At 64.2% G+C, this 23723-nt stretch carries 21 protein-coding genes; 11 read left to right on the top strand and 10 right to left on the bottom strand.

The window, feature by feature from the left end; genetic code table 11:
* The first annotated feature begins 60 nt into the window (after positions 1-60).
* Both GCT13_RS34345 and GCT13_RS34340 read left to right on the top strand, forming a co-directional pair.
* The gene (locus GCT13_RS34345; protein WP_152765989.1) at positions 61-888 is read left to right on the top strand and encodes a phosphodiesterase; all 828 of its coding nucleotides are present in this window, start codon (positions 61-63) and stop codon (positions 886-888) included.
* Between the two features lie 121 nt (positions 889-1009).
* Entirely contained in the window at positions 1010-2224 is a 1215-nt protein-coding gene (locus tag GCT13_RS34340) for an MFS transporter (protein ID WP_152765988.1), read from the top strand.
* A 70-nt stretch (positions 2225-2294) separates the two neighbouring features.
* Here GCT13_RS34340 and GCT13_RS34335 read toward each other — a convergent pair whose 3' ends face one another.
* The 5 genes from GCT13_RS34335 to GCT13_RS34315 all read right to left on the bottom strand — a co-directional run bounded on the left by GCT13_RS34335 (position 2295) and on the right by GCT13_RS34315 (position 4590).
* Positions 2295-2726 carry a response regulator gene (locus GCT13_RS34335; protein ID WP_152765986.1) on the bottom strand — a complete coding sequence of 144 codons (432 nt, stop codon included), beginning with the start codon at positions 2724-2726 and terminating at the stop codon, positions 2295-2297.
* 34 nt (positions 2727-2760) lie between these two features.
* Positions 2761-3393 (bottom strand): response regulator, encoded by a 633-nt coding sequence (locus GCT13_RS34330; RefSeq protein ID WP_152765984.1) that lies wholly within the window; start codon positions 3391-3393, stop codon positions 2761-2763.
* Positions 3394-3511: 118 nt separating this feature from the next.
* Positions 3512-4057 (bottom strand): ferritin-like domain-containing protein, encoded by a 546-nt coding sequence (locus tag GCT13_RS34325; protein WP_152765982.1) that lies wholly within the window; start codon positions 4055-4057, stop codon positions 3512-3514.
* 99 nt (positions 4058-4156) lie between these two features.
* Entirely contained in the window at positions 4157-4318 is a 162-nt protein-coding gene (locus tag GCT13_RS34320) for a DUF1328 domain-containing protein (protein WP_090872098.1), read from the bottom strand.
* A 95-nt stretch (positions 4319-4413) separates the two neighbouring features.
* Positions 4414-4590 (bottom strand): DUF1328 domain-containing protein, encoded by a 177-nt coding sequence (locus GCT13_RS34315; RefSeq protein WP_152765980.1) that lies wholly within the window; start codon positions 4588-4590, stop codon positions 4414-4416.
* 184 nt (positions 4591-4774) lie between these two features.
* Here GCT13_RS34315 and GCT13_RS34310 point away from each other — a divergent pair, with 184 nt between their 5' ends.
* Together GCT13_RS34310 and GCT13_RS34305 are read left to right on the top strand one after the other, a co-directional pair.
* Complete coding sequence (locus GCT13_RS34310) at positions 4775-6247, top strand: sensor histidine kinase (protein WP_152765978.1); 1473 nt, start codon at positions 4775-4777, stop codon at positions 6245-6247.
* Between the two features lie 297 nt (positions 6248-6544).
* The gene (locus GCT13_RS34305) at positions 6545-6685 is read left to right on the top strand and encodes an entericidin A/B family lipoprotein (RefSeq protein ID WP_087735566.1); all 141 of its coding nucleotides are present in this window, start codon (positions 6545-6547) and stop codon (positions 6683-6685) included.
* Between the two features lie 143 nt (positions 6686-6828).
* On the opposite strand, the gene GCT13_RS34300 is transcribed toward GCT13_RS34305, so the two are convergent.
* The 3 genes from GCT13_RS34300 to GCT13_RS34290 all read right to left on the bottom strand — a co-directional run bounded on the left by GCT13_RS34300 (position 6829) and on the right by GCT13_RS34290 (position 10000).
* On the bottom strand, positions 6829-7617 hold the full coding sequence (locus tag GCT13_RS34300; protein ID WP_152765976.1) for a DUF4397 domain-containing protein: 789 nt from the start codon (positions 7615-7617) through the stop codon (positions 6829-6831).
* Positions 7618-8157: 540 nt separating this feature from the next.
* Positions 8158-9105, bottom strand: coding sequence for an EamA family transporter (locus GCT13_RS34295; RefSeq protein ID WP_152765974.1), 948 nt, complete (start codon positions 9103-9105; stop codon positions 8158-8160).
* A gap of 433 nt (positions 9106-9538) precedes the next feature.
* The gene (locus GCT13_RS34290; protein WP_152765972.1) at positions 9539-10000 is read right to left on the bottom strand and encodes a hypothetical protein; all 462 of its coding nucleotides are present in this window, start codon (positions 9998-10000) and stop codon (positions 9539-9541) included.
* Between the two features lie 530 nt (positions 10001-10530).
* Between GCT13_RS34290 and thiC the strand changes: the two genes are divergently transcribed.
* From thiC to GCT13_RS34265, 5 genes are all read left to right on the top strand, one after another.
* Complete coding sequence (gene thiC, locus GCT13_RS34285; protein ID WP_152765970.1) at positions 10531-12462, top strand: phosphomethylpyrimidine synthase ThiC; 1932 nt, start codon at positions 10531-10533, stop codon at positions 12460-12462.
* 336 nt (positions 12463-12798) lie between these two features.
* The gene (locus GCT13_RS34280; RefSeq protein WP_152765968.1) at positions 12799-13011 is read left to right on the top strand and encodes a glycine zipper 2TM domain-containing protein; all 213 of its coding nucleotides are present in this window, start codon (positions 12799-12801) and stop codon (positions 13009-13011) included.
* A 362-nt stretch (positions 13012-13373) separates the two neighbouring features.
* Entirely contained in the window at positions 13374-14003 is a 630-nt protein-coding gene (locus GCT13_RS34275; protein WP_152765965.1) for a hypothetical protein, read from the top strand.
* Between the two features lie 331 nt (positions 14004-14334).
* Positions 14335-15933, top strand: a complete 1599-nt coding sequence (locus GCT13_RS34270) for an L-lactate permease (RefSeq protein ID WP_152765963.1) — start codon at positions 14335-14337, stop codon at positions 15931-15933.
* A 198-nt stretch (positions 15934-16131) separates the two neighbouring features.
* A complete protein-coding gene (locus tag GCT13_RS34265; RefSeq protein ID WP_152765961.1) occupies positions 16132-17106 on the top strand; it encodes a DMT family transporter in 975 nt (324 codons plus the stop codon).
* A gap of 560 nt (positions 17107-17666) precedes the next feature.
* On the opposite strand, the gene bamC is transcribed toward GCT13_RS34265, so the two are convergent.
* Entirely contained in the window at positions 17667-18896 is a 1230-nt protein-coding gene (bamC, locus tag GCT13_RS34260) for an outer membrane protein assembly factor BamC (protein ID WP_152765959.1), read from the bottom strand.
* Positions 18897-19367: 471 nt separating this feature from the next.
* Between bamC and GCT13_RS34255 the strand changes: the two genes are divergently transcribed.
* The gene (locus tag GCT13_RS34255) at positions 19368-19847 is read left to right on the top strand and encodes a DUF2844 domain-containing protein (RefSeq protein WP_152765957.1); all 480 of its coding nucleotides are present in this window, start codon (positions 19368-19370) and stop codon (positions 19845-19847) included.
* An 11-nt stretch (positions 19848-19858) separates the two neighbouring features.
* Positions 19859-21157 (top strand): DUF3443 domain-containing protein, encoded by a 1299-nt coding sequence (locus tag GCT13_RS34250; RefSeq protein ID WP_152765955.1) that lies wholly within the window; start codon positions 19859-19861, stop codon positions 21155-21157.
* Between the two features lie 137 nt (positions 21158-21294).
* On the opposite strand, the gene GCT13_RS34245 is transcribed toward GCT13_RS34250, so the two are convergent.
* Positions 21295-23547: a YadA family autotransporter adhesin gene (locus GCT13_RS34245; RefSeq protein ID WP_227747151.1), complete on the bottom strand. Its 2253-nt coding sequence runs from the start codon at positions 23545-23547 to the stop codon at positions 21295-21297.
* Positions 23548-23723 lie beyond the last annotated feature (176 nt).

Raw genomic sequence — 23723 nt, 5'->3', positions numbered from 1 at the left:
GCCCGCGCAAAGGCAAAAAAACCAAACAGCGTCGCAGACACCAACAGAAAAGGATTCTCCATGCTTCTAGCCCAGATCAGCGATCTGCACATCAAACGCCCCGGCGCGCTCGCCTACCGGCGCGTCGACACGGCCGCGTACCTGGCGCGCTGCATCGAGCGCCTGAACGCGCTCGATCCGCGTCCCGACGCCGTCGTGATGACAGGCGATCTCGTCGACCAGGGCGAACCTGAACAGTACGCGCATCTGAAGTCGCTGCTCGCGACGCTCGAAATCCCGTATTACCTGCTGGTCGGCAACCACGACGACCGCGAGGCGCTGCGCGATGCGTTCAACGAACGCGAAGAATTGCTGACGGGCGGCGAGTTCGTGCAATACGCACGCGATATCGGTCCGCTGCGCATGATCGCGCTCGATTCGATGGTGCCGGGCGAGAGCGCGGGGCTGCTATGCGATGCGCGCCTCGCGTGGCTCGAAGAACAGCTCGACGCGGCGCGCGGCAAGCCCGTCATCGTCGCGTTGCATCATCCGCCGTTCGTGACGGGCATCGGCCATATGGACGCGCTGCGGCTCGAGCCGACATCGGCGGACAAGCTCGCAGCCATCGTCGCGCGCCATCCGAACGTCGAGCGCGTGATCTGCGGACACGTGCACCGTCCGATGTTCGTGCGCTTCGGCGGCACGATCGCGTCGGCCGTGCCCGCGCCCGCGCATCAGGTGGCGCTCGATCTGCGTGACGATGCGCCGTCCGCGTTCGTGATGGAGCCGCCGGCGTTCGCGCTGCATCGCTATGACAGCGTGAACGGGCTGATCACGCATCATGCGTATGTCGATGCAGCGGATGGGCCGTATCCGTTTTATGAGCCGGAGGGGACGCTGATCGATTGAGGGTGGCGAGCGTGTTGCGAAGGGCTCGCGGGCGGAACGCCTCCAGCAGATTCCGCCCCGCTCCGGTATGATCGGCACGCTCGACTCTCTCTCGCGCCGGCGGCTTGCCGGCCGCCGCAACATGTCCACATCTTCCTCCGACACCGCCACGTCCGAACGCTCGCTGCACGGCCTTTTGCTGCTGCTCGCGACGATCGCTGGCGTCTCTGTCGCGAACATCTACTACAACCAGCCGCTGCTCGACGACTTTCGCAAGTCGTTTCCTCAGAGCGCGTCGTGGATCGGCGTGGTGCCGTCGATGACGCAACTCGGCTACGCCGCCGGCATGCTGCTGCTCGCGCCGCTCGGCGACCGCTTCGATCGGCGCAGACTGATCCTGCTGCAAATCGCGGGCATGTGCGTCGCATTGCTGTTCGCGGCCGCCGCGCCCAATCTCGTCGTGCTTGTGTTCGCGAGCCTCGCGATCGGCGTGCTCGCGACGATCGCGCAGCAAGCGGTGCCGTTTTCCGCCGAGCTCGCGCCGCCCTCGGGCCGCGGCCAGGCCGTCGGCACGGTGATGAGCGGCCTGTTGCTCGGCATTCTGCTCGCGCGCACGGCAGCCGGTTTCGTCGGCCAGTACTTCGGCTGGCGCGCGGTATTCGGCGCCTCGATCATCGCGCTGATCGCGCTCGCCGCCGTCATCATCTCGAAGCTGCCGCACAGCAAGCCGACTTCGACGCTCCCCTATGTCAAGCTGATCGGCTCGATGTGGCATCTCGTCGTCGAGTTGCGCGGCCTGCGCGAAACGTCGCTGACGGGCGCGGCGCTCTTCGCCGCGTTCAGCCTCTTCTGGTCGACGCTCGCGCTGCTGCTGGCGGGTGCGCCGTTTCACTACGGGCCACAAGCGGCGGGGCTCTTCGGGATCGTCGGCGCGGCGGGCGCAATGGCCGCGCCGCTCGCGGGCAAGTTCGCCGACCGGCGCGGACCGCGCGCGATCGTTACGCTGTCGATCGTGCTGGCTGCGATCTCGTTCGTCGTGTTCGCGCTGTCGGGCACGAGCCTCATCGGCCTCGTGATCGGCGTGATCGTGCTCGACGTCGGCGTGCAGGCCGCGCAGATCTCGAACCAGTCGCGCATCTACGCGCTCAAGCCCGAAGCGCGCAGCCGCGTCAACACGGTGTTCATGGTCTGCTATTTCATCGGCGGCGCAGCGGGGTCGGCGGTCGCCGCGTTCGTGTGGCCGCTGTTCGGATGGGTCGGCGTGAGCATCGCCGGCTTGCTGTTCACGGCTGCAGCCGGGCTCAATCACATGCGCGGCCGCCCCGAGCCGATGGCAGCTTCCGGCACGGCCGAGTGAACTCTGCTCACCGGCTATCGTTCCACTATCGCATCACGCTAGCAGCCATCACGCTAGCGGCGGCGTCACGCTATCGCCCATCGAGACGCGCCTGCGCGTACTCGTGCAGCGCGTCGATCACGCGATCGAACTCGAACGACTTGTCGTAGAAGTGCCGCACGCCGTATTGCTCGCATCGCTCGCGATACGCAGGCAGCGCGTGATTGGTCAGCACGGCGGCGAAGGTCGAGTCGATCAGCCCTTCCTTCTGCATATACGCGAGCACGGGCACGCTCGATCCGCCCTTCAGTTGCAGATCGATGATCACGGCGTCGAACGCTTCGCCGTCCAGCAGCGCAATCGCTTCGTCGGCGGACTCGGCATGCGCGGCCACCTGCATCACGCCCGATGCGTCGATCGCCTCGACGATGCTGCGGCGAATCAGCGGCGAATCCTCGATCAGCAGCACACGCAGCGGCGCGTGGCCGGATTCGTTGTGTGCAGTGGCGGAGTCGGCATTCATCGGTGGCGTTCCATGCTCTCGGTTCATCGCGGCTTCATTCGATCAGTCCGTTTTTGATCGCGTAGTAGGTCATGTCCGCGTTGTTCGTCATGTGCATCTTGTCGAGCACGCGCGCGCGATACGTGCTGACCGTCTTCACCGACAGGTTCAACTCGTCGGCGATATCGGTCGGAATCTGCCCGGACGCGAGCTTGCAGAAAATCTGGAACTCGCGCTCGGACAACAGTTCGTGCGGATGCGTGGCGGCGGGCCGGTCAAGACTGTTCGCGAGCGTATCGGCGATGGCTTCCGACAGATAGCGATGCCCGCGCGCCACCGAACGTATCGCGCGCACGATCTCGTCGGGCTCGCAGTCCTTGTTCAGATAGCCGTTCGCGCCCGCGCGCAGCAGGTTGATCGCGTACTGGCTCTCGGGATAGCCGGAGAGGATCAGCACGCCCTGCTCCGGACGCATCTGGCGGATCACGCGCAACGTGTCGATGCCGTTCTTGTCGGGCATCGCGATGTCGAGCAGCACCACGTCGAACGGCTGCTCGCGCACGAGGCGAATCGTCTCCTCGCCCGTCGATGCTTCCGCCGCGACGCACATGTCCGGCTCGTCGGCGACGAACTGTCTGAACCCGCCTCTGACGATCGCGTGATCGTCGGCTATCAACACTCGAATCATCGTCCGCTGTCCGCTCATGCACACGCAGTTGCCTGCGTCGTTGTCCATACGGCGCAACGCGCGAGAATGCGGTGCCGGCGCAAGCGCACGCGCCGCGTTCCCGCGCGATGCGCTCGCCCTACCCGCGACCTGCCAGCAGATCGGCCATGTCGTCCGCGTGTTCTTCCTCGACGGCGAGAATCTCCTCGAAAATGCGGCGCGTCGTGACATCGCCGTCGCCAAGGTAGCGGATGATCTCGCGATACGTATCGATCGCGATGCGTTCCGCGACGAGGTTCTCGCGAATCATGTCGGTCAGGTCGCGGCCTTCCTTGTATTCCGAGTGCGAGCGCGCCGTCAGGCTGTCGGGCGCGAAATCGGGTTCGCCGCCCAGTTGCACGATGCGCGCGGCGAGCTGGTCCGCATGCTGCTGCTCTTGCATCGCATGTTCCAGAAACTCCTGCGCGACGGCTTCCGAATTGATGCCCTTCGCCATGAAATAGTGACGCTTGTAGCGCAGCGTGCAGATCAGCTCCGTCGCGAGCGCGCCGTTCAGCAGCTTGAGCACGGCCTCGCGGTCTGCGCCATAGGTTTGCGTGACGGGACCTTCATCCATGTCCTTGCGGGCCTGCTCGCGAATTTTCTGGAGGTCCATCACGAACTCGCCTTTCGATGACTTCGACATTGACTGACTCCTTGTTCCGGTATCGTGTGAAATGCGCACCGGGCCGCCGTCTGCGATGCGCGGCAGCGGCCCGTGCGCGCTGGGGAAGTGATGCCTGGGCTACGTTCGGAACACGCCAAGCAGCAGCGTGACGACGAACACAACCAGGAAGATGTAGAACAGAATCTTCGCGATTTCGGCGGCGCCGGCGGCAATGCCCGTGAAGCCGAATATGGCGGCGATGATCGCGATCACGAAGAATACGAGTGCGTAGTGCAGCATGGCGACGCTCCTTCCTGTTTAAGCGATGTTGTTATCGCGGTCCGACGAGTGGTGCGTGCTTCTCTTTGCTGTTGCGTGGCATCGGGCCGGCTTCGCTAATCGACGATCTTTTTCGTCACGATGAAGCCGAGCACGAGAAACACGACACACAGGATCAGGAACACCACGAACAGGAACTTCGCGATGGCCGCCGCGCCTGCCGCAATGCCCGTGAAGCCGAGCAGTCCTGCTATCACGGCAATCACGGCGAAGAACAACGCCCACTTCAGCATGATGGCAACCTCCCTGGATAAACGATCGCTAACACCTATCGTAGGGAGCACGTTGCGTACCCGCATTCGGAGGCCCGCTGTTTTTCATGTGGGAATCCGCCGACATCGGCTTTCGGCGCCCGGTCCGCACGCGTTGCAGGGACGCAGAAGCGCCGCGACGCTACACTGTCGATGACGGGATCTCATGGAGACGGCGGTGTCGGACGTAGCCGGAGCGGGACTCACGACAAAGCTGACGGACTGGATGCGCAGGCGCAGCTGGGCCATCGCAATGACGGTCGCAATCGTCATCACGTGCGGCGGCCTCGTCATTCTGGAAACGGCGCGGCAGCGCATCGCATCGGAATACGAAGCGGCCCTCGAAGCACGCAGCGCGACCGTGCAGCTGAGCGATCTCGACCGTCATCTCGCGCAGATGAGCGCGCACGAGAGCCGCTTTCTTCTGACCAGCAGCGAGAGCGGCGCGCGCAGCTACTGCGCGAGCGCGATCGACATCCGCCGCGCCGTCGGCTCGCTTGACAGCTACTTCAGGCGCGCTGCGGACAGCACCGAGCTCGCCGCCTTCACGCAGATCGCCGCGCTGATCGACGAACGCATCGGCAGTGGCGCGCGGGCGATGCAACGCGCCACGCCCCATCCGCTCGATCTCTCCGCATGCGGCAGTGTGAAGGCCGAAGACGCCGTCGATGCGTCGCTCGTGACGAGCACCCTCGCCTTGCTACGCGACAACGAAGAACGCCGCGCGCAGCGCGCGCTCGATGCGAGCCGCGCCGATCAGCGCGTGTCGACCTTCGTCGCGGCGGGACTGTCGGCGCTCAACATCGTGTTGTTCATCCTGCTGTTCCGCAATCTCGGCATTCAGATCGACAGTCAGGCGCGCGTGCAGAAGCAGTTGATCACGCAGCAGGAAGAACTCGATCAGCTCGTCAACGAACGCACTCGGCAACTCGAAGCACTCGGCTGGCACCTGCAGGCCGTCAGCGAAAACGAAAAGACGCAGCTCGCGCGCGAACTGCATGACGAACTCGGCGCGATCCTCACGGCGAGCAAGATGGACGTCGCGTGGGCGAGGCGCAGGCTGCAGGACGCCGATCCCGTCATCGCGGAGAAACTGGCGCGCGCGCTCGCGACGCTCGATCAGGGCATCGCGTTGAAGCGCCGCATCATAGAGGACATGCGGCCGACCGTGCTCGCGAACTTCGGGCTCGTCACCGCGCTGCGCACGCTCGGCGACGAAGCCGCGCAACGCAACGGCTGGCTGCTCGACCTGCAACTGCCCGCCGATGAGATCCAGCTCGACGAGCAGACCGAGATCGCGCTCTTTCGCGTCGCGCAGGAGTCGCTGACCAATGCGGCCAAATACGCGCGCGCGACCCAGGTGACGATCGGCCTGACGGCGGGCGACGGCGAAGTGTCGCTGCATATCGCGGACAACGGCATCGGCATCCTGCCCGCGGACCTGAAACGCACGCATACGCATGGGCTGATGGGCATGCGTCAGCGGGTGGCCGCGCGCGGCGGGCGCTTCGATATCCGGCGCGGCGATCTGCGCGGCACCGATATCCGTGTCGTGCTGCCCGTCGCGAACGTCAGCGGGGCACAGGAAGCGGCTCGCACGGACACGCCAGCGGGACATGCAAGCATGGAAGACCGATGATGCGCTGCGTTCCTGATGCATAGCGTCAGCGCCTGGTGAGCGCCTGGTCAGCGCTTCGCTGCGTAGGATTGCGCCGACACGAAATTCGTAGCGTGACTGACAGCAGCACGGTCATGCGTCCCTTACCATGGAATCAGACCGGATCGGCTGGTGTGATGCCCCGGTCGACAACAACGCGCGCGCGCCGGGCACGGCCGGATGTCGAATCGGCACAGGCCGGCAAGCGCGAATCGACCGACGCGTTTCTGCGTGCACTTCGACGCGTTCGTGCGCGTACCTGATAGGGAGAGAGAACCCATGACTCGACGACTCATCGCACTCTTGTTGCTCGCCGGCACGGCGACGCTCGCGGCCTGCAATACCGTCGCCGGCGCAGGCCAGGATATCTCGAAGGGTGGTCACGCGATCACGAACTCGGCAGAGAAGCATTCGGATTAAGCGCTGCCCTACGCTGCGCGCGGCGCAACCGCACGACAGCAAAACAAACAGAACGGCGGCTCATTTGCATGAGCCGCCGTGTTTTTTCCCGCCTCTACCGCTTCGTCAAAAGACCTGCCTGTGCCCGCGCTGTGTCCGTTGATCTACTGGCCATTCAACGAGTTCGTCAGCTCGAGCGCGGGTTGCGACGTGTTGCCTCCTTGCGCCACCAGCAAGTGAATCTGATTCGGCAGCAACTGGGTCACTGCGCCGCCGATGGGCACGGACGTCACCAGCCAGTCCGCGTTGTTCGCGAGATCGAACGCGCTCGACTGGAAGATCGTGGTCTTGGTGCCCGCCGGCGTCGCGATCAGCACGTATGAGCCGCCCGATACGTAGATCGAGTCCTGCCCGCTTGGCGGCACCGCGTTCTTGAACGACACGCCCGCCATCGACGGGCTCACGTTCGCGATGTTGGTGTTGTTCGACGGCACCAGATACAGGTCGAGATTGCTCGCGTTCACCGATGCGTTGAATGCCCGCACGCGCGCGCTGTTCGACAGCAGCCCCTTGTCGAACGGATCGTCGATCAGGCCCATGTCCGGCCCCGTCGAGCCGGGCACGGCAATCACCGTATATTCGTGGCCTTTCGCGACATCGGGAAACGAGCCGCTCGCGAGCGGCGTCGTCGTGCCTGTCAGCGCATAGGCAACCGACGTCTGCCCCGTATTGATATTCGCGAAGTTCGTCACGTTCTTGTACGAGATGCCCTTCTGCAACGCGCCGCCGTTCACGAGGAAGTCGACGGTCGGCCCGCTCGGAATCGCGTGCACGAAATGGATCAACGGGTTCTGCAAGCCGACTTCCTTGCCGACATCGTTGGAGCTGCCTCCGCACGCCGTCATCAGCGCAGCCGCGCACGTCAGCGCGGCCATGGTCCGGATAACCTTCATTTGCCACCTCTCCCTGATTGGGCTTGAACCCGTTGATCTGTGGCTTGCCGCCTGCGCCGATGCGGCCATTCGTTGTCGACGCTGCCGTGTCGCTTCTGGTATCGCTGCAGTACCGTCGCTATGTCGATGCCGCGCGCCGGCACGTTCGCCTTCGCGGCGCGCCCGCTTGTCCCGGAGGCCGGACAGCGCGCTTCGGCTCGCTTGCCGACATCGATTGGACGAATATCGACAGCAATCGGCGTGCCGCATCGCCTATTACTTACGATGGACGAATAAAGGATCTGGCGCTTTGTGGGGTGTGAAGGCGATCGGAATTTTTCGCGGATGCCTGGCGGGCTGCGGCATGTCTGGTTCGTGCGCGACGCAACTTTACATGGCGTCTTGCACGTCTTACCCGAGGCGCTTTCCCGTGACCCGATGCGTTTCCGGCGTGCGCTTGCCGCTGCGCAAGCAACGGGCTGTCGGCGCTTCGGCGGCAACCACCGCATGGCGTGGCGCGCGCGTCAGGTGACGTCGCGCGCCGCTTTACGATGCGCCGCTTTACAATGCGCCGCTTTGCGCCGTGCCGCGCCGCCGGTAGTCGAACCAGAACGACATGCCGACGCTCGCCAGAATCACGGCCGTCGCGATGACCGTCGAGCGCGTCACGGGCTCGCCGAGCAGCAGCGCGCCCAGCGCCACGGCGACGACAGGGTTCACGTACATGCAACTGCTGGCGATGATCGGGCTCGTGTGGCGGATCAGAAAGCCATATGCGACGTAGGCGGCCATCGTGCCGATCAGCATCAGATACACGAACGCCAGCACGGGCAGGAAGTGAATGTCCATCATCCGCTCGCCGGAGAGCCACGCGACCATCGTCGACATCGCACCGCCGAGGCCGATCTGCAGCGCGGTCGACAGGAAGAGATCGGACGGCAGCTTCAGCCGTGACGCGAGATGCGCGCCGCCCGCCCAGAAGAGCGCGCCGCACAGGATCGCGAGACTGCCGCCCGCCGAGCCCGCCGCCTGGTCGCCGTGGCTGAGAATCGCGATGCCGACGAGCCCCAGCCCGACGGCGAACCATTCGACCCTCGCGATCTTGCGTCCCGCGACCGCTGCGATGACGGTCGCGAAGAGCGGCACGGTCGCGACCATCACGGCCGCCGTGCCCGTGCCGACGGTGCGCATCCCATACGCGAGCATGCCGCTCGACAGCCCGACGAGCATCGTGCCGACGAGGCCCGCATTGCGGATTTCCGCGACGGGCGGCCAGACGGGCTTGCGCCGCATCGCGAAGATGAAGAGCCCGACGCCCGCGAAAAAGTTGCGCAGCCCCGACATCAGCAGCGGCGGGAACGAGCCGAGCGCGACGTGCACGGCCAGATAGGTCGAGCCCCAAACGATATAGACGACGCCGAGCGCGAGCGCGATCTGTCCACCGTGGGATTGAGGCAGGCGAAACGGAAAACGGTCGGGGAGATTCAGCGCCACGTTCAGCCCGCCCATGCCGGTGATGGCGCCACAGCCCCGCAGAACAGCCACGAACAGGACGGCAGACGCCGCGTCAACGACACGGCATGAGGGGCAAAGCGGGCGGGCATGGCAGTAGAACGGTAAGCGGCAGTCGAAAGCCGTCAATCGGCAACGGAAGCACCATGTCAATGGCGCGAATTGATGGCCTTCGTGATGCAGATTGCATCGACAGCGGCCAACGGGCGCGAGCAGACGCGCCGCCGTGCATTATGCAGTATCCGGGCGACCCTTCGGCAAGAGAATCGTAACTTTCGTTGCAAGCGGGACGAAACCAGCTGGCGAGAAAACGCGCGCGCTTTGCGCGAGGGTTTTGTCCGCTTTGTCGGCGTGCCGAAGACCGATATAGAGACGACACGGGCGGCATCCGTCGCCGCCCGCGTGACGTCGAGCACGCTGCGATGCGCGCTCAGTCGTAGCTCACCACCACCGTCACCGCGCTCTCGCCCACTGCGCCGCTCGCGATCGACAGCGTGCCGCCCGCCCGACCCATGCTGAACTGCGTGCCCGCCTGCGGCGCGGCGCGCTTTGCGTTGTCGATGAAGCGCGTGGTCAGCGTGCGCGGAGTCGCGACGCCCGACGCCGTGTTCACCAGCACATAGACATGCGCAGCCGTCGACGTATGGGGCGCGGGCGTGAACTTGACATCGACCGTCGACGCATTCCTATCTGACGGCACATCAGTACGGAATCCTTGAGACTTTTCTGATGTGGAAGTCGCGATGCCGTACGACGGCGCAACGATCGCGCCTGTGAACGTGATGGTCCCGCCCGTTGAAAACTGCGCCGCAGCGGCCGCCAGCGGCGCGGCCAGCCCTGCCGCGACAACGCATCCGCCGAGCAGATCGACTGCCAGCTTCGATGTTTTCATTGCACTCTCCGTTTGAATTGATTTTTGTTAGGCAGACTGATCAATTGCCCGCCGTGAACCGGTCTAACGGCTCCCTTCGGGCAATCTTGAATATGGGCGATGGAAATTCACTCGGGGATGAGGTCTTTCCCGTATTTATGAGATAACAGACTGGCTCGATGCGCGGTACGCACGAGCAGCGCGAACACGACGAAAGCCCGGCGTGGCGCGGCTATTAGCTGATCGAAAGCCTTGCGCTTCCGCACGCGCCTTCAATTTTGAGATGTGTTGCCAAACCCCATCCCGCCAGGTTATTGTGTGCGCTGCTAACGCGGGGGTCCTGCGTTGTGCGTCGCCGAGGAGCAAAACGGGGGGCGTACGGCGTGGGTGAGAAATACCCTTTGAACCTGATCTGGATAATGCCAGCGCAGGGAAGCGTTCGGGTTCGCCGCTTCACCTGATGTCACCTTCCTCGCGCGAACCCGGCCAACTTCCCCTCCGTCTCGTTCTCCTGCGTAGCTGTATCGCCCCACATTTGCATGGAGAGACGCATGAACGCCAACCCGAAATTCATTTCCGCGAACGCGCACGTCGACGAGGCCGCCGTTGCGCCGCTGCCGAACTCGCGCAAGGTCTACGTGACCGGCTCGCAACCCGATATCCGCGTGCCGATGCGTGAGATCACGCAATCGGACACGCCGACGGGCTTCGGCGGCGAAAAGAATCCGCCCATCTACGTGTACGACACGTCGGGCCCGTACACCGACCCGGACGCGAAAATCGACATCCGCGCCGGCCTGCCCGCGCTGCGCCAGCGCTGGATCGAAGCGCGCGGCGACACGGAATCGCTGAACGGCCTGTCGAGCGAATACGGCCGCGAGCGCGCCGCCGATCCCGCCACCGCGCAACTGCGCTTTCCCGGCCTGCATCGCACGCCGCGCCGCGCGATGCCCGGCAAGAACGTGTCGCAGATGCACTACGCAAAGCAAGGCATCATCACGCCGGAAATGGAATACATCGCGATCCGCGAGAATCAGCGCCGCGCCGAGTATCTGGAAAGCCTGAAGGCGAGCGGCCCGAACGGCGCGAAGCTCGCGCAGATGATGGGCCGCCAGCATCCGGGCCAGGCGTTCGGGGCCGCCGCATTCGGCGCGAACGCGTTGAAGGAGATCACGCCGGAATTCGTGCGCGATGAGATCGCGCGCGGCCGCGCGATCATCCCCGCGAACATCAATCACCCGGAAAGCGAGCCGATGATCATCGGCCGCAACTTCCTCGTGAAGGTCAACGCGAATATCGGTAACTCGGCCGTGACGTCGTCGATCGGCGAGGAAGTCGACAAGATGACGTGGGCGATCCGCTGGGGCGGCGACACGGTAATGGACCTGTCGACGGGCAAGCACATTCACGAGACGCGCGAATGGATCATTCGCAATTCGCCCGTCCCGATCGGCACGGTGCCGATTTACCAGGCGCTCGAAAAGGTCAACGGCAAGGCCGAGGATCTCACGTGGGAAATCTTCCGCGACACGCTGATCGAGCAGGCCGAACAGGGCGTCGACTACTTCACGATCCATGCGGGCGTGCGTCTGCAGTACGTGCCGCTCACTGCGAACCGGATGACGGGCATCGTGTCGCGCGGCGGCTCGATCATGGCGAAGTGGTGTCTCGCGCATCACAAGGAGAGCTTCCTGTACGAGCACTTCGAAGACATCTGCGAAATCATGAAGGCGTACGACGTGAGCTTCTCGCTCGGCGACGGCCTGCGCCCCGGCTCGATCTACGATGCGAACGACGAAGCGCAGCTCGGCGAGCTGAAGACGCTCGGCGAGCTGACGCAGATCGCGTGGAAGCATGACGTGCAGACGATGATCGAGGGCCCGGGCCACGTCCCGATGCAGCTGATCAAGGAGAACATGGACCTGCAGCTGGACTGGTGCGACGAAGCGCCGTTCTACACGCTCGGGCCGCTGACGACGGACATCGCGCCGGGCTACGATCACATCACGTCGGGCATCGGCGCGGCGATGATCGGCTGGTTCGGCACGGCGATGCTCTGCTACGTGACGCCGAAGGAGCACCTCGGCCTGCCGAACAAGGACGACGTGAAGACGGGCATCATCACGTACAAGCTCGCCGCGCACGCCGCCGATCTGGCGAAGGGCCATCCGGGCGCGCAGGTGCGCGACAACGCGCTGTCGAAGGCACGCTTCGAGTTCCGTTGGGAAGACCAGTTCAACCTCGGCCTCGATCCCGACAAGGCACGCGAATTCCACGACGAAACCTTGCCGAAGGACTCGGCGAAGGTTGCTCACTTCTGCTCGATGTGCGGCCCGCACTTCTGCTCGATGAAGATCACGCAGGACGTGCGCGACTACGCCGCGAAGGAAGGCATGAGCGACAGCGACGCGCTGAAGAAAGGCATGGAAGTGAAGGCCGTCGAGTTCATGAAGAGCGGCGCGGAGATCTATCAGCGTCAGTAGTCGCGCAGCGCTGCCGTCAGCGCAACATCTGTCGGGCGCCGCGTCGCGGCGTTCGTGGAACGCGAAGCCCGCCTCATCGATGGCGGGCTTTTTTTCGTCCGCTTTTATCGCGCGCCGCGTGTTTTTGCGAGCACGGCATGGGGAAGTTCCATGCACGAAAGAGCCACCAGCGAGGGAAAACTTTTGGGGAAACATTTGATTACGAAACGGACACTTTACTGACAAGCCCATACAAACAGAAACGGCGCGCGGCGATACCATCGAATCCAACGAATCAACTGAGCGGGAGCGCAACTTGCGTGTCCCATTGATAGAAGAGAGAAGGGAGTCGCAATCATGAGAACGTTCCATCGAATCGGTGCGCTGGCCACGCTGGTAGCCGTGGTGACGAGTCTTTCCGCGTGCGACGGCATGACCCGGCGACAACGCGATACCGCAATCGGCGCGGGCGTGGGCGGCGCAGCGGGCGCGGCGATCGGCGGCAACGCGCTGTCGACGCTTGGTGGCGCGGCTGTCGGCGGCGTGATCGGCAACCAGGTCGGCAAGTAAGCCGCGTTCGCTCTTTCAGCAGGACTGAATCGAACTCGAGCGTGTAGCTGACGCGCCATCGCGATCGCTGCCGCGATCCAGATAGTCTCAGCGGAGCGCAATCCGGAATACGACAAATCGCCATCGAAGGCGATGCGGGCAAACGGCCTCGAACCCACGCACTCGCTGTACGCGTGACGCTCGAAAGCCGAAGGGAGATGGACAGAGTCCGGCGCGCACGTACGCGCCGGACATGTCCTGCAACACGCTTGCGGTGAAATACGCCGTTACCACTTTGTGACGTACAGCACGTAGCCCTGACGTAATCTCAATAGATAAAGCGCGCGCCGCCTGTGATGCCGCGCGATAACGAGGAGCACGTCATGAAACCGCTCGATGCAACGTTGCGCGTCGGCAGCGCCGTTGCAGTGCTGGTGTTGTCCGGGGCGCTGTCCGGCTGCTACTACTACGCGCCGTACGGCTACTATCCGGGCTACGGGTATTACCCCGCGTATCCCCCCTATTCCACTGTTCCGACGGCAGCCACGCTGTCCGAGATTCCCGTTTCCCCTGGCGACACATCGCAGCCTCCGGCACAGGCGCAGTTCGCGATGCCCGACGGCTCGTCGCCCGACGCGCCGCCGCCCGCCTATGACGTCGCGCCGGCTTCCGTCTATGGCGCGCCTGCGTACTATCCGGTCGCCTATCCCTATGCCTATCCGTACCCCTATCCGTACTACGGCTACGGCTGGCCGGGCTATTGGTGGCCATCGGTGTCGTTCAGCTTCGCGTACTGGGGAGGATGTTGCGGCGGCCACGGTCATTACGGCTACTGGGGGCATCACGGCTATTGGGGCGGTCATGGGTACTGGGGCGGCGCGCATGGCACCTGGGGCGGCAGTCACGGCACCTGGGGCGGCGGCCATGGGTCCTGGGGCGGCACGCACGCCGGCTGGGGCGGTGGCGGCGGACACTACTGGGGAGGCGGCGGCGGACACGGCCATTCGCATTGAGCGGCGCGCGCCGTCCCGCGCGCCGATGACGGAATTACGCGCCACGGCACAGCAGACCGCGCCGCAGACACCCTGCGGGGGCCCGCTACGACGCAGCACCCGCATCTATTCCCGCAATGCGTTCCTTCGTTTTCCCTGCTTGACTGGATTCGCCAGCGCTATCTATGCTGGCGGGTGCCAGTGCAACGCCTGTTTAATTGCGTGATCCGGCGCCCCGCGCGTTTTTTCGTCGACATCCAGCGCCCGTCGCCGTCTTCATCCGTCCAGCCCTGCTGCTTCGCCGCGTAGGTGCAGTCTTCGCGTCGAATCGAACAACAACGAAGGAGACGTGATGTTCCATCAGCTATTGACTCCCATCGGCAACTCGCTGCTGCCGTCGTTTCTCGTCGCGGTGCTACCCATCGTCGTCGTGCTTGCGCTGCTCGGCTGGGCGCGGCGGCCGGCGTGGCAGGCGTCGCTGGCTGGCCTGATCGTCGGTATCGTTATCGCGATCTTCGGCTGGCAGTTCCCCGTCGGGCTCGCGTTCAATTCGGTCGCGGCGGGCGCCGTATTCGCCTGCTGGCCCGTGATGTGGATCGTCTTCACCGCGATCCTGCTCTACAACATCGCGCAGTATTCGGGACGCTTCGCCGCCTTCCGCATGTGGATGATCGACAATCTGCCGAACGACCGGCGCATCGTGCTCGTCGTGATCGGCTTTTCGTTCGGCGCGCTGTTCGAAGGCATCTCAGGCTTCGGCACGCCGATCGCGATCACGAGTTCGCTCCTGATCCTGCTCGGCTTCCCGACGCTCGAAGCGCTCACCTTTACGCTGATCTTCAACACGGCGCCCGTCGCGTTCGGCGCGCTCGGCGTGCCGATCACCGTGCTCGGCGCCGTCACGCACCTGCCCACCGATGCGCTCGCCAAGATGGTCGGTCGCCAGTTGCCGTTCTTCGCGCTGCTGCTGCCGTTCTACGTGATTGGCGTGTATGCGGGCTTTCGCAACATGCTGCGCGTGTGGCCGGTGCTGCTCGTGTCGGGCGGCAGCTTCGCGCTGACGCAGTTCGTCACGTCGAACTACATCAACTACAGCCTGACGGACGTGCTGTCGTCGCTCGTTTCGCTGATCCTCACGATCGCGTTCCTGCGTGTCTGGCGTCCCGCCGCGGACCCGGCTTTCGCCATCAACGTCGATCGCGTGAACGAGACGCGCGGCAAGGTCTCGGGTGCCGAAGGCTGGTATCCGTGGCTGATCGTGTCGGCCGTCGTGATCATCTGGACGATCGCGAAGATCTTCCTGATCGGCGACGTGAAGATCCCATGGCCGGGCCTCGACAAGGCCGTCTACATCACGCTGTACAACACGCCCTACGGCGCGATCTGGGACTTCCAGCCGCTCGCGACGGGCACCGCGATTCTCGTCGCGGCCATCATCACGGCCCTGGTCGTGCGGCTGTCGGTGGCCGACTTCGGACGCGCGATCGTCGATACGTGGGTGCAGACGCGGATCGCCATTCTGACCGTCGCGACGATCGTCGGCCTCGCGTACCTGATGAACTACTCGGGGATGAACTACACGCTGGGTTTGGGCGTCGCGTCGGTGGGCCCGTTCTTCCCGCTGGTGTCGGCGTTCCTCGGCTGGGTGGCCGTGTTCCTGTCGGGCAGCGATACGTCGGGTAACGCGCTGTTCGGCAACCTGCAAGTCGTGGCCGCGCATCAGCTGAACCTCAACCCCGTGCTGATGGCCGCGACCAACTCGTCGGGCGGCGTGATGGGCAAGATGATCTCGCCGCAGAACATCTCGACGGGCGTCGCGACGACCGATCTCAAAGGCAAGGAAGGCTACGTGTTCGCGAAGACCTTCAAGCATTCGATCCTGCTCACGATCGTGCTCGGCATTCTCGTGTGGCTGCAGCAGAACGTGCTGCAAGGGATGATTCCGCACTGAGCCCGCCCGAGCCATCAGCCAGTAGTCGAAACCGAAGCGGGCGCCGCGTACGAGGCGCCCGCTTTTTGTTTGCCGCTTTTTGTTTGCCGCTTTTTGTTTGCCGCTTTTTGTTTTCATAGTCCCCTTGCCGTCCGCCCGGTTGCCGATTCTTGCTATTTCATTCCATCGTGAAACGACAGATACAGGGCCGGTGTTAGCATGCGTACGCATCGCGACTCAACTGCGCGCGACACCCTCACGATGAATCCAGTCAACGTCTTCCAGCTTCTGATTCTCGCCGCGCTATGGGGCGCGTCGTTTCTGTTCATCCGAGTCGGCGTGACCGACTTCGGCGTTGCGCCGCTGATGGCGCTGCGTGTCGGCATCGGCGCGCTGTTCCTGCTGATCGTGCTTGTCGCGCGGCGCCCGCTGCGCGAATCCGCCGCGACATTGCGCACGCGCGCGCTGCCGCTGCTGGTCGTCGGCATTCTGAATTCGGCTGCGCCGTTCTGCCTGTTCGCCTATGCGGAAATCACGCTGTCGGCGGGCGTCACCTCTGTGATCAACGCGACGACGCCGCTGTGGGGCGCGCTCGTCGCCTTTGTGTGGCTCAAGGACCGACTGAGCGCGCTGCGCAGCGTGGGCCTCGTGATCGGCTTCGCGGGCGTGCTGACGCTCGTATGGGACCAGATCGCCGCGCCAAGCGGATCGAACGTATCGCCGGCGACCACGGCGCTCGCCGCGGCGGCCGCGCTCGGCGCGACGCTGCTCTACGGTGTCGCGGCCAGCTACACGAAAAAGCACCTGACGGGCGTCGACGCGCTCACCGTCGCGACAGGCACGATGATCGGCGCGACCATCGTGCTGCTGCCGCTCGCCCTGGCCTCCTGGCCGACGGCCGCGCCGTCGCTCAAGGCGTGGGGCTCGGTGATCGCGCTGGGCGTCGCGTGCACGGGCATCGCGTATATGCTGTTCTTCCATCTGATCGCCGTCGCCGGCCCCGCTCGCGCGATCACCGTCACGTTCGTCATCCCGATTTTCGGCATTCTGTGGGGCGCGATGTTCCTCGGCGAACGCGTCTCGGTCGGCATGCTGGAAGGCTGCGCGGTAATTCTCGTCGGTACCGCGCTCGCTACGGGCGTGGTCAAACGCATTCCCGGCTTTGCAGGACGCGGCGTCAGCGAACGCTGCTGAATCGTCGTCGCAACATGGCGCGACAGCAGGAAAAATAGCCCGCGCTCCAACCGTGGAGCGCGGGCGAAACCGTCGCCCTACGAGGATAGGCGACGGGGCCACCAGAACGGGCGCTTTCCCGCGCCCGTCGTTATCCAGCGAGATCCTACCCATCAAGCTTCTGCCGCGCGCATGTTCGTACAGCTCGCGCATGCGCATTCCGTGAACGCAGACGCGGACGCGGACAGCATGAAGCTTCGCGTCGAGGTTTCATGCGGACGCGGCTGTTAAAAGCAGCTAGTGTGCCAAGCGCTTACGTGGCGTCGTTCGCCGCGCAAGCCGTTGATCTGGCGACGGGAATGATGAAAGACGACGTTTTGCGCAGGCGCCAATTCACGGCGTTACGGCGTAACGTCACGTTACGTCCGGGCTTGTTGGTACGCACTCGGCAAGAGGATGCGGCTTCCGCCCGAGACGGTCGCCCCGATACGAACTCGACGAAAACAAAAAAACCCGCATGACGGCGAGCGTCACGCGGGCTTGATGCGAGGCCGCGCGAAAAGCGCGACGGTGTTCCGTGCTCAGTGCAACTGATCGACCATCAGCGACATGATCTGCTTCGCTTGCGACGACGCGTCGATGTTGCCCTTGTCGTCGACGACTGCGATACGCGTCTGATTCGGCGTCACCTCGCGCACGTTCACGCGGTATTGCTTGGCGACCTTCTCCTTGCGGCCGTGGAACACCTGGCTCCAGAAGCCCTGTTCCTCCGACGACAAATCCTTCGGATCGACGTAGCGAACAAAGTACAGACCACGCGTGCGATCTCGATCGTCGACGGTGAAGTTGCTGCGATCGAGCGCGAGGCCGACGCGCAGCCATGCGCGGTCGTACGGCTCGCCGAGCGTCAGTTCGGTCGACGAAGCCTGCACCGACGTATCGCCCGACGACGCATCCGGCACCGGCGTCTGTGCGGACAGCGAGACGTTTTGCGCAGCCGTCGCCGCAGCCGCCGACTTCGCGCCATTCGTCGCGGCGTTCGGCGCCAGTTGCGAACCAGCGGGCGGCGTAGCCGGCGCAGCCGGAGAACCGGCCACCCGCGTGCCCGAATCGGCCTGCGCAAGCGACGCCATCAGACGTTTCAGGTATTCGGTTTCGAGCGCGGGATCGTTCGGCTTCGGCTCCCACTTGCTCGTGTCGTTGTTCGCGCCGCTCAGCGCCTCACGCAAGCCCTTCTGGCTGACGAACACGTACGTGCCGCCGTTCGGCGCCGCTTCGAGACGCGTGCGGTACTTGTTGCGCTCCGCCGTCACGTACGAATTGCCCATCGCCTTCGACAGCGTGCTGCGGATGAAACCATCGTTGATGGACGGATGCGTCTCGTTCCAGTCCGTTTCCATCACGCCTTTGTCGCGCTGGTCGACGACGAGCAGGAAGCCCTGTTCCTGCCAGAAGCGGCGGATTTGCGGCCACGCCTGATCCGGCGTCTTGTTGTCGAGCACGAGCCAGCTTTCGGTGCCGTCGCGCTGGATGTGCATGCCGCTGACGACAGGCGCGACAGCCGTGGTGGACGGCGCATCGGTTTGCACCTGCTGCAACGTGGACAGCGACGTCTGACCGCTTTGCGGCGGCAGCGAACGCTGGTCTGCCGTTTCTTCCATCAGGTTCGGCGGAACAGCGAGTGACACTTCCTTCGACTTCGAGTCGCTCTTGTAGTCGATTTTGGTCGGCGACGACGTGCCGCAGCCGGCGACCAGACCGCCTGCCATCAGCAATGCTGCGAACCGCTTGGTGAGACGAAGATCTGTCATGTTCTGGAAATCCTTCCGCTACGCCACGGCAAGTCCGTGGTAACCCGTCATTTTACCGGTCCGGCGTCGCGAAGTGCAAAAAGCGGGGTTTGCCTCGCGTTGATGCGCTTTCGGCCGTGTTTCCGCCATGCCCTGCCGACATGCCGTCGAGGTTCCAAATACGGAGCCTGGGCACCACTGCCCGCAACGCAAAAGTCGCCCGCATCATCTCATAATCACCTGGAAAGGCGGCGCGCCAGCGCCCATTTCACGCCGAAATTTAACATTTCGCCACAATTTTCGGCGCAATCGGGACGACGTAAGACTCTGAGCTACGCCTTTGATTTCTTTGGACTAAATGTGTATCGACGGTGCCCTTTCGGCCGATACGGGTACGCGACCCTTTTGTTTGCGTGAATCGCGCCTCAAAACCCCGGTGATATCTTGAAATAACGATCTCAATAATGACCGAGGGCCTTCGGGGAGCCAACCATGACGCGTATCGACCACTATCGGGCGACGATCTTTGCCACATTCATCGTTCTGGCGGCAGGCGTCACCGCATTGCTCGCCGGCCCCGCGCATGCGGAACTCGGCGGCACGATGTCGGCGCCTCGAGCGGACGACGGATCGACGCAGCGCGTGTTACCAGGCAGTACGGTCCAGATACGTTCGACCGTCGATGCGGGCGGCACGACCATCAACGAATACGCGACCAGCGACGGCCATGTCTTCGCGTACACATGGCAAGGCCCGACGATGCCCGATCTCACGCGGATGCTCGGACGGTATGCGGACCGGTACCGCGCGAAAGCGGCCGCGCAACTGAACGAGTTCAGTCACCTCCATGCTTCGCGCGTCGAGCAACCGGACGTCATCGTCGAGTCCGGTGGTCAGATGCGCAGCTACGTCGGCCGCGCCTGGCTGCCGGCTGCCCTTCCGGCCGGCATTTCGCTTGCCGATCTGCGCTGACGGGACGCGCGATGACGAATAAACGGCTTCTCGCGCTTGGCTTTCTCATGGCAGTACTCGCCGGATTGTCCGGATGCGGTGGCGGTGGCGGGAATTCAAGCAGCTCGGACACGGCTGGCAATTCGTCCCCGACGACACCCTCTTCGCCGGCCAGCGGTGCGCCAACGGCCAGTGCCTCCGTCCCGGCAAGCGCGCCCGTCGCAACCGTTCCTCAATCGACGATACCCAACGTCCAGCCGATCGTCGTCACGTCGACGCCCACGCAAACACGCAACATGCTCACGACGCGCGTGACGGTATGCGCACCGGGCACGTCGAACTGCGTGACGATCGACAACGTACAGGTCGATACCGGCTCGCAAGGATTGCGCGTACTCGCTTCACAATTGCCCGCGAGTCTCACATTGCCCGCCGTGCCGGCCAGCACGTCTGCCGGTACGATAAACGGCGTCAGTGGAGAATGCGGCGTGTTCGGCACCGGCTACACATGGGGCGCCGTGCGAACCGCCGATGTCCGGATGGCAGGCCAACTCGCGCCGAGCCTGTCGATACAGGTAATCGCCGATCCGTCCGTGCCAACCGTCCCTTCCGACTGTGCGGCCTCCGGCCTGCCGATGATGACGCCCACGGCGCTGCGCGTGAACGGCATTCTCGGCGTCGGCCTGTTCTCCGCCGATTGCGGAGGCGGCTGCATCGCGTCGGCCCTGCCGCGCTGGTACTACGCATGCGACACGACGGGCTCGTGTGTGTCGAGCACACAGCCGCTCGACCAGCAAGTAACCAACCCGATCAGCCGGTTCGCGCTCGACAACAACGGCGTCGTGATCGACCTGCCGACGGTCGGACCCGGCGGCGCGGCGACTGTCTACGGATCGATGATCTTCGGCATCGGCACACAAGCCAACAACACGCTCGGCAGCACAACCGTGTTGAAGGCCAATACGACGACGGGCTATGTGACCACCTCCCTGAACGGACAACCGTACTCACAAAGCTTTATCGATAGTGGTTCGAACGGCCTGTTTTTCCCCAGCACGACGCTTACGCGCTGTGGCGTCTGGTGGTGCCCCGCGTCGACGCAATCGCTGTCGGCGACGCTGACGGGCGTCAATGGAGAAACGACGTCGCCGGATTTTTCCATCGCCAACGCGCAAACGCTGTTTGCCACCAACAACTACGCGTTCAACAACCTGGGCGGTCCATCGAGCGCATTCGATTGGGGACTGCCGTTCTTCTTCGGACGACGGATCTACACCGCGATCGAGTCGCGCCTGACCTCGGCCGGCAACGGACCGTACTACGCGTTTTGAGCAAGTGACATGTCGCGTGCCGGACTCCGGGCCGCTCGCATCTATGGCCGACGCAGCGCTGCCAGAATGTGACCACAGCGTGCCCACAGCGCGACCGCGATGATGCAACAGCGCCCGCGCCCGTCGTGCAAGCCTGATCAGTTACCGAGCACGATGCCAATGCCGGCTCGCACAATCGTGCTGTTACTGCCCGACGACGCGACGCCCGCATTGAAATTGATCGTCCCCTTCTCGTTCCAGCGCGATACGCCAAGACCAAGCGCCGCCTGCCCCCGATAGCCAGCGATACCGGCATTGAGTGTCGTACGCCCCGGCAGGTACGGCGTCACGATCTGCAACGCCGACGCAGCGGCGATCCCCTTTCGGGTGCTCGTGTCGAGGTCGTGAAGCGACTGATGGGTTTGATCGATTGCTGCGTTCAACTGGTTCAGGTTGACCGCATCCGTGCCGCGCGTGCCCGGCGCGACGTTGACGATCTGCCGTTCGCCGCCTGCCTGACCCACGGACACGGCGTTCGCGCGATCCGCGATTGAACCGGCGCCCAAGGCAACCGCGCCATTGGCGACGGCCTGGCTGCCCGCGCCAAATGCCGAAGCATTCGCGCCGTTCGCGACAGCTTGCGAGCCGACAGCCGTCGCCGTCAGGCCGCTCGCCTGTGCATTGGCGCCGAGCGCGGTGGCCTCATCGCTGTTTGCGACTGCGCTCGCACCCACGGCCGTCGCATGCGTGCCAGTCGCAGTCGCCGCTTCCGCCGTGGCGTCGCCATTCAGGCTCACAAATGGATTCGTTGCGCCTTGCGTTTGCACGTTGACGATCTGATTCACCACATCGTTCAACTGACCGAGATTGACCGCGTCGCTGGCCAGAACACCGTTGGCCAGATTGTGAAGGACCGTGCCGCCAGCCACACCCTGGCCTAGGGTCACGCTCGCATAGTCCACTTGATCGCCCGTATGGTCGTACACGACGGCGCTCGTTGCGCGGCCGTTTCCGTCGACCAGCCCTGCCTGCTTCAACTGCGAGACATTGACGGCATCCGTATCGGCTGTGCCCGCCGCAACATGCGTGATCTGCCGTTCGCCGCCGGTCGTGCCGACCGATACCGAGTTGGCCCGATCCGCGACCGCATTCGCGCCGAGCGCCACTGAGTTCTCAAAGGCGGCCTGCGCGCCACCGCCTATCGCAACCGAATTGGCGCCCGTCGCCAGCGAATCGGCGAGCGTCGAATTCGCATGGAAATAGCGCGGCTCGACACCGTTGTTCATCACGTTGCTCAGCGCGACGTTGAGATCGTTGATTGCGCTCGTGTTGCTGGCAACGCGGCCATCGAGATTACCGAGCGCATCGCCGACATTGCGAAACACGCTGCCACCGACACGATACGACGGCGCGACGACCGTTCCGTCCGCTGCGACCGCCGCGTCGCCGCCCAACGCCGACGCCACACTCGCGCTCAGGCCATGCAACTGGCTACCGTTGATCGCGTCGTGGCTGCTTGCATCGACGATACCGTTTGCCACGTTGCCGAGCCGGACGGGCGCACTCGCTGCTGCGCCACCCAACGTGACGGCGTCATGGGCCGCCGAGTCATACGTGACCGCGTCCGGCACGCCTGCCGATACAGCAGCTCGCAACTGGCTGACGTTGACGGCATCGGTATCCGCTGTGCCCGCCGCGACGTTGACGATCTGCCGCTGGAGCGTCGCATTGCCGACGGAGACGACGTTCGCGCGATCGGCTTTTGAATTCGCGCCCAACGCCACGGCACCGCTTGCGACGACCGAACTGTTCGAACCCAGGGCCACCCCGTCGGCGGCTGTGTCACCCACCAGCGCGTTCACGCCGATCGCCGTCGAACGCTGACCGCGCGCCATCGACATCGAACCGAACGCGAGCGAATCGGCGCCGTCCGCCGCCGACATGTAGCCGATCGACACGGCCCTGTCCGCGTCGAAACCCGTCGACGCGCTATAGCCGATCACCGTCGTGTCCAGGCCCAACGCCGCAACGCGCGCACCGATGGCCGTCGAGCCGGCGCGCGCCGCTCCTGCGCCAGCCCCCACGGCGAGCGCATAGTCTCCCGACGCGTTCGCCGACGGGCCGATCGCCATTGCATTCAGGTCGTTCGACACCGTGGTCGGCGCACCCGTCATCACGTTGCCGCTGACAGCGATGTAATCGGTGACGGGCGCCGCGCGCGCCGCCGGCCACCATGCGATCGCCCCCAACACCGCGACGGCCATGCCAGCGCGGCCGCGGCGATCGAAGCAGCCCAAGCGCCCAATTGCAGCATAAGGAGCGACGCGGCGACCGATGCCGCCTTGCTCACCAATCGACGAAGAAGAAACCGGCACGCGTTGATCGCGCGCTACGCTTTGTACATTGCTCATCTAGAACCTTGATACGGATAATCCATCTCTCCCCAAAATGCAGCATCGAACGATTTGCTCCTGCTTCCATCACTTTGGATACCGAATCAATATGGACAAGGTATTCGACGAACGACGGAACCGACATTCCGCAAGATGCCTCCTACGTACCGCCACTTCTTCGATGTCGGTTACGA

This window comes from Paraburkholderia franconis, assembly GCF_009362735.1.
Taxonomy (GTDB): Bacteria; Pseudomonadota; Gammaproteobacteria; order Burkholderiales; family Burkholderiaceae; genus Paraburkholderia; species Paraburkholderia franconis.
Note: the sequence above shows the minus strand (reverse complement) of the source record. Positions and strands in the feature narration are given on the sequence as shown.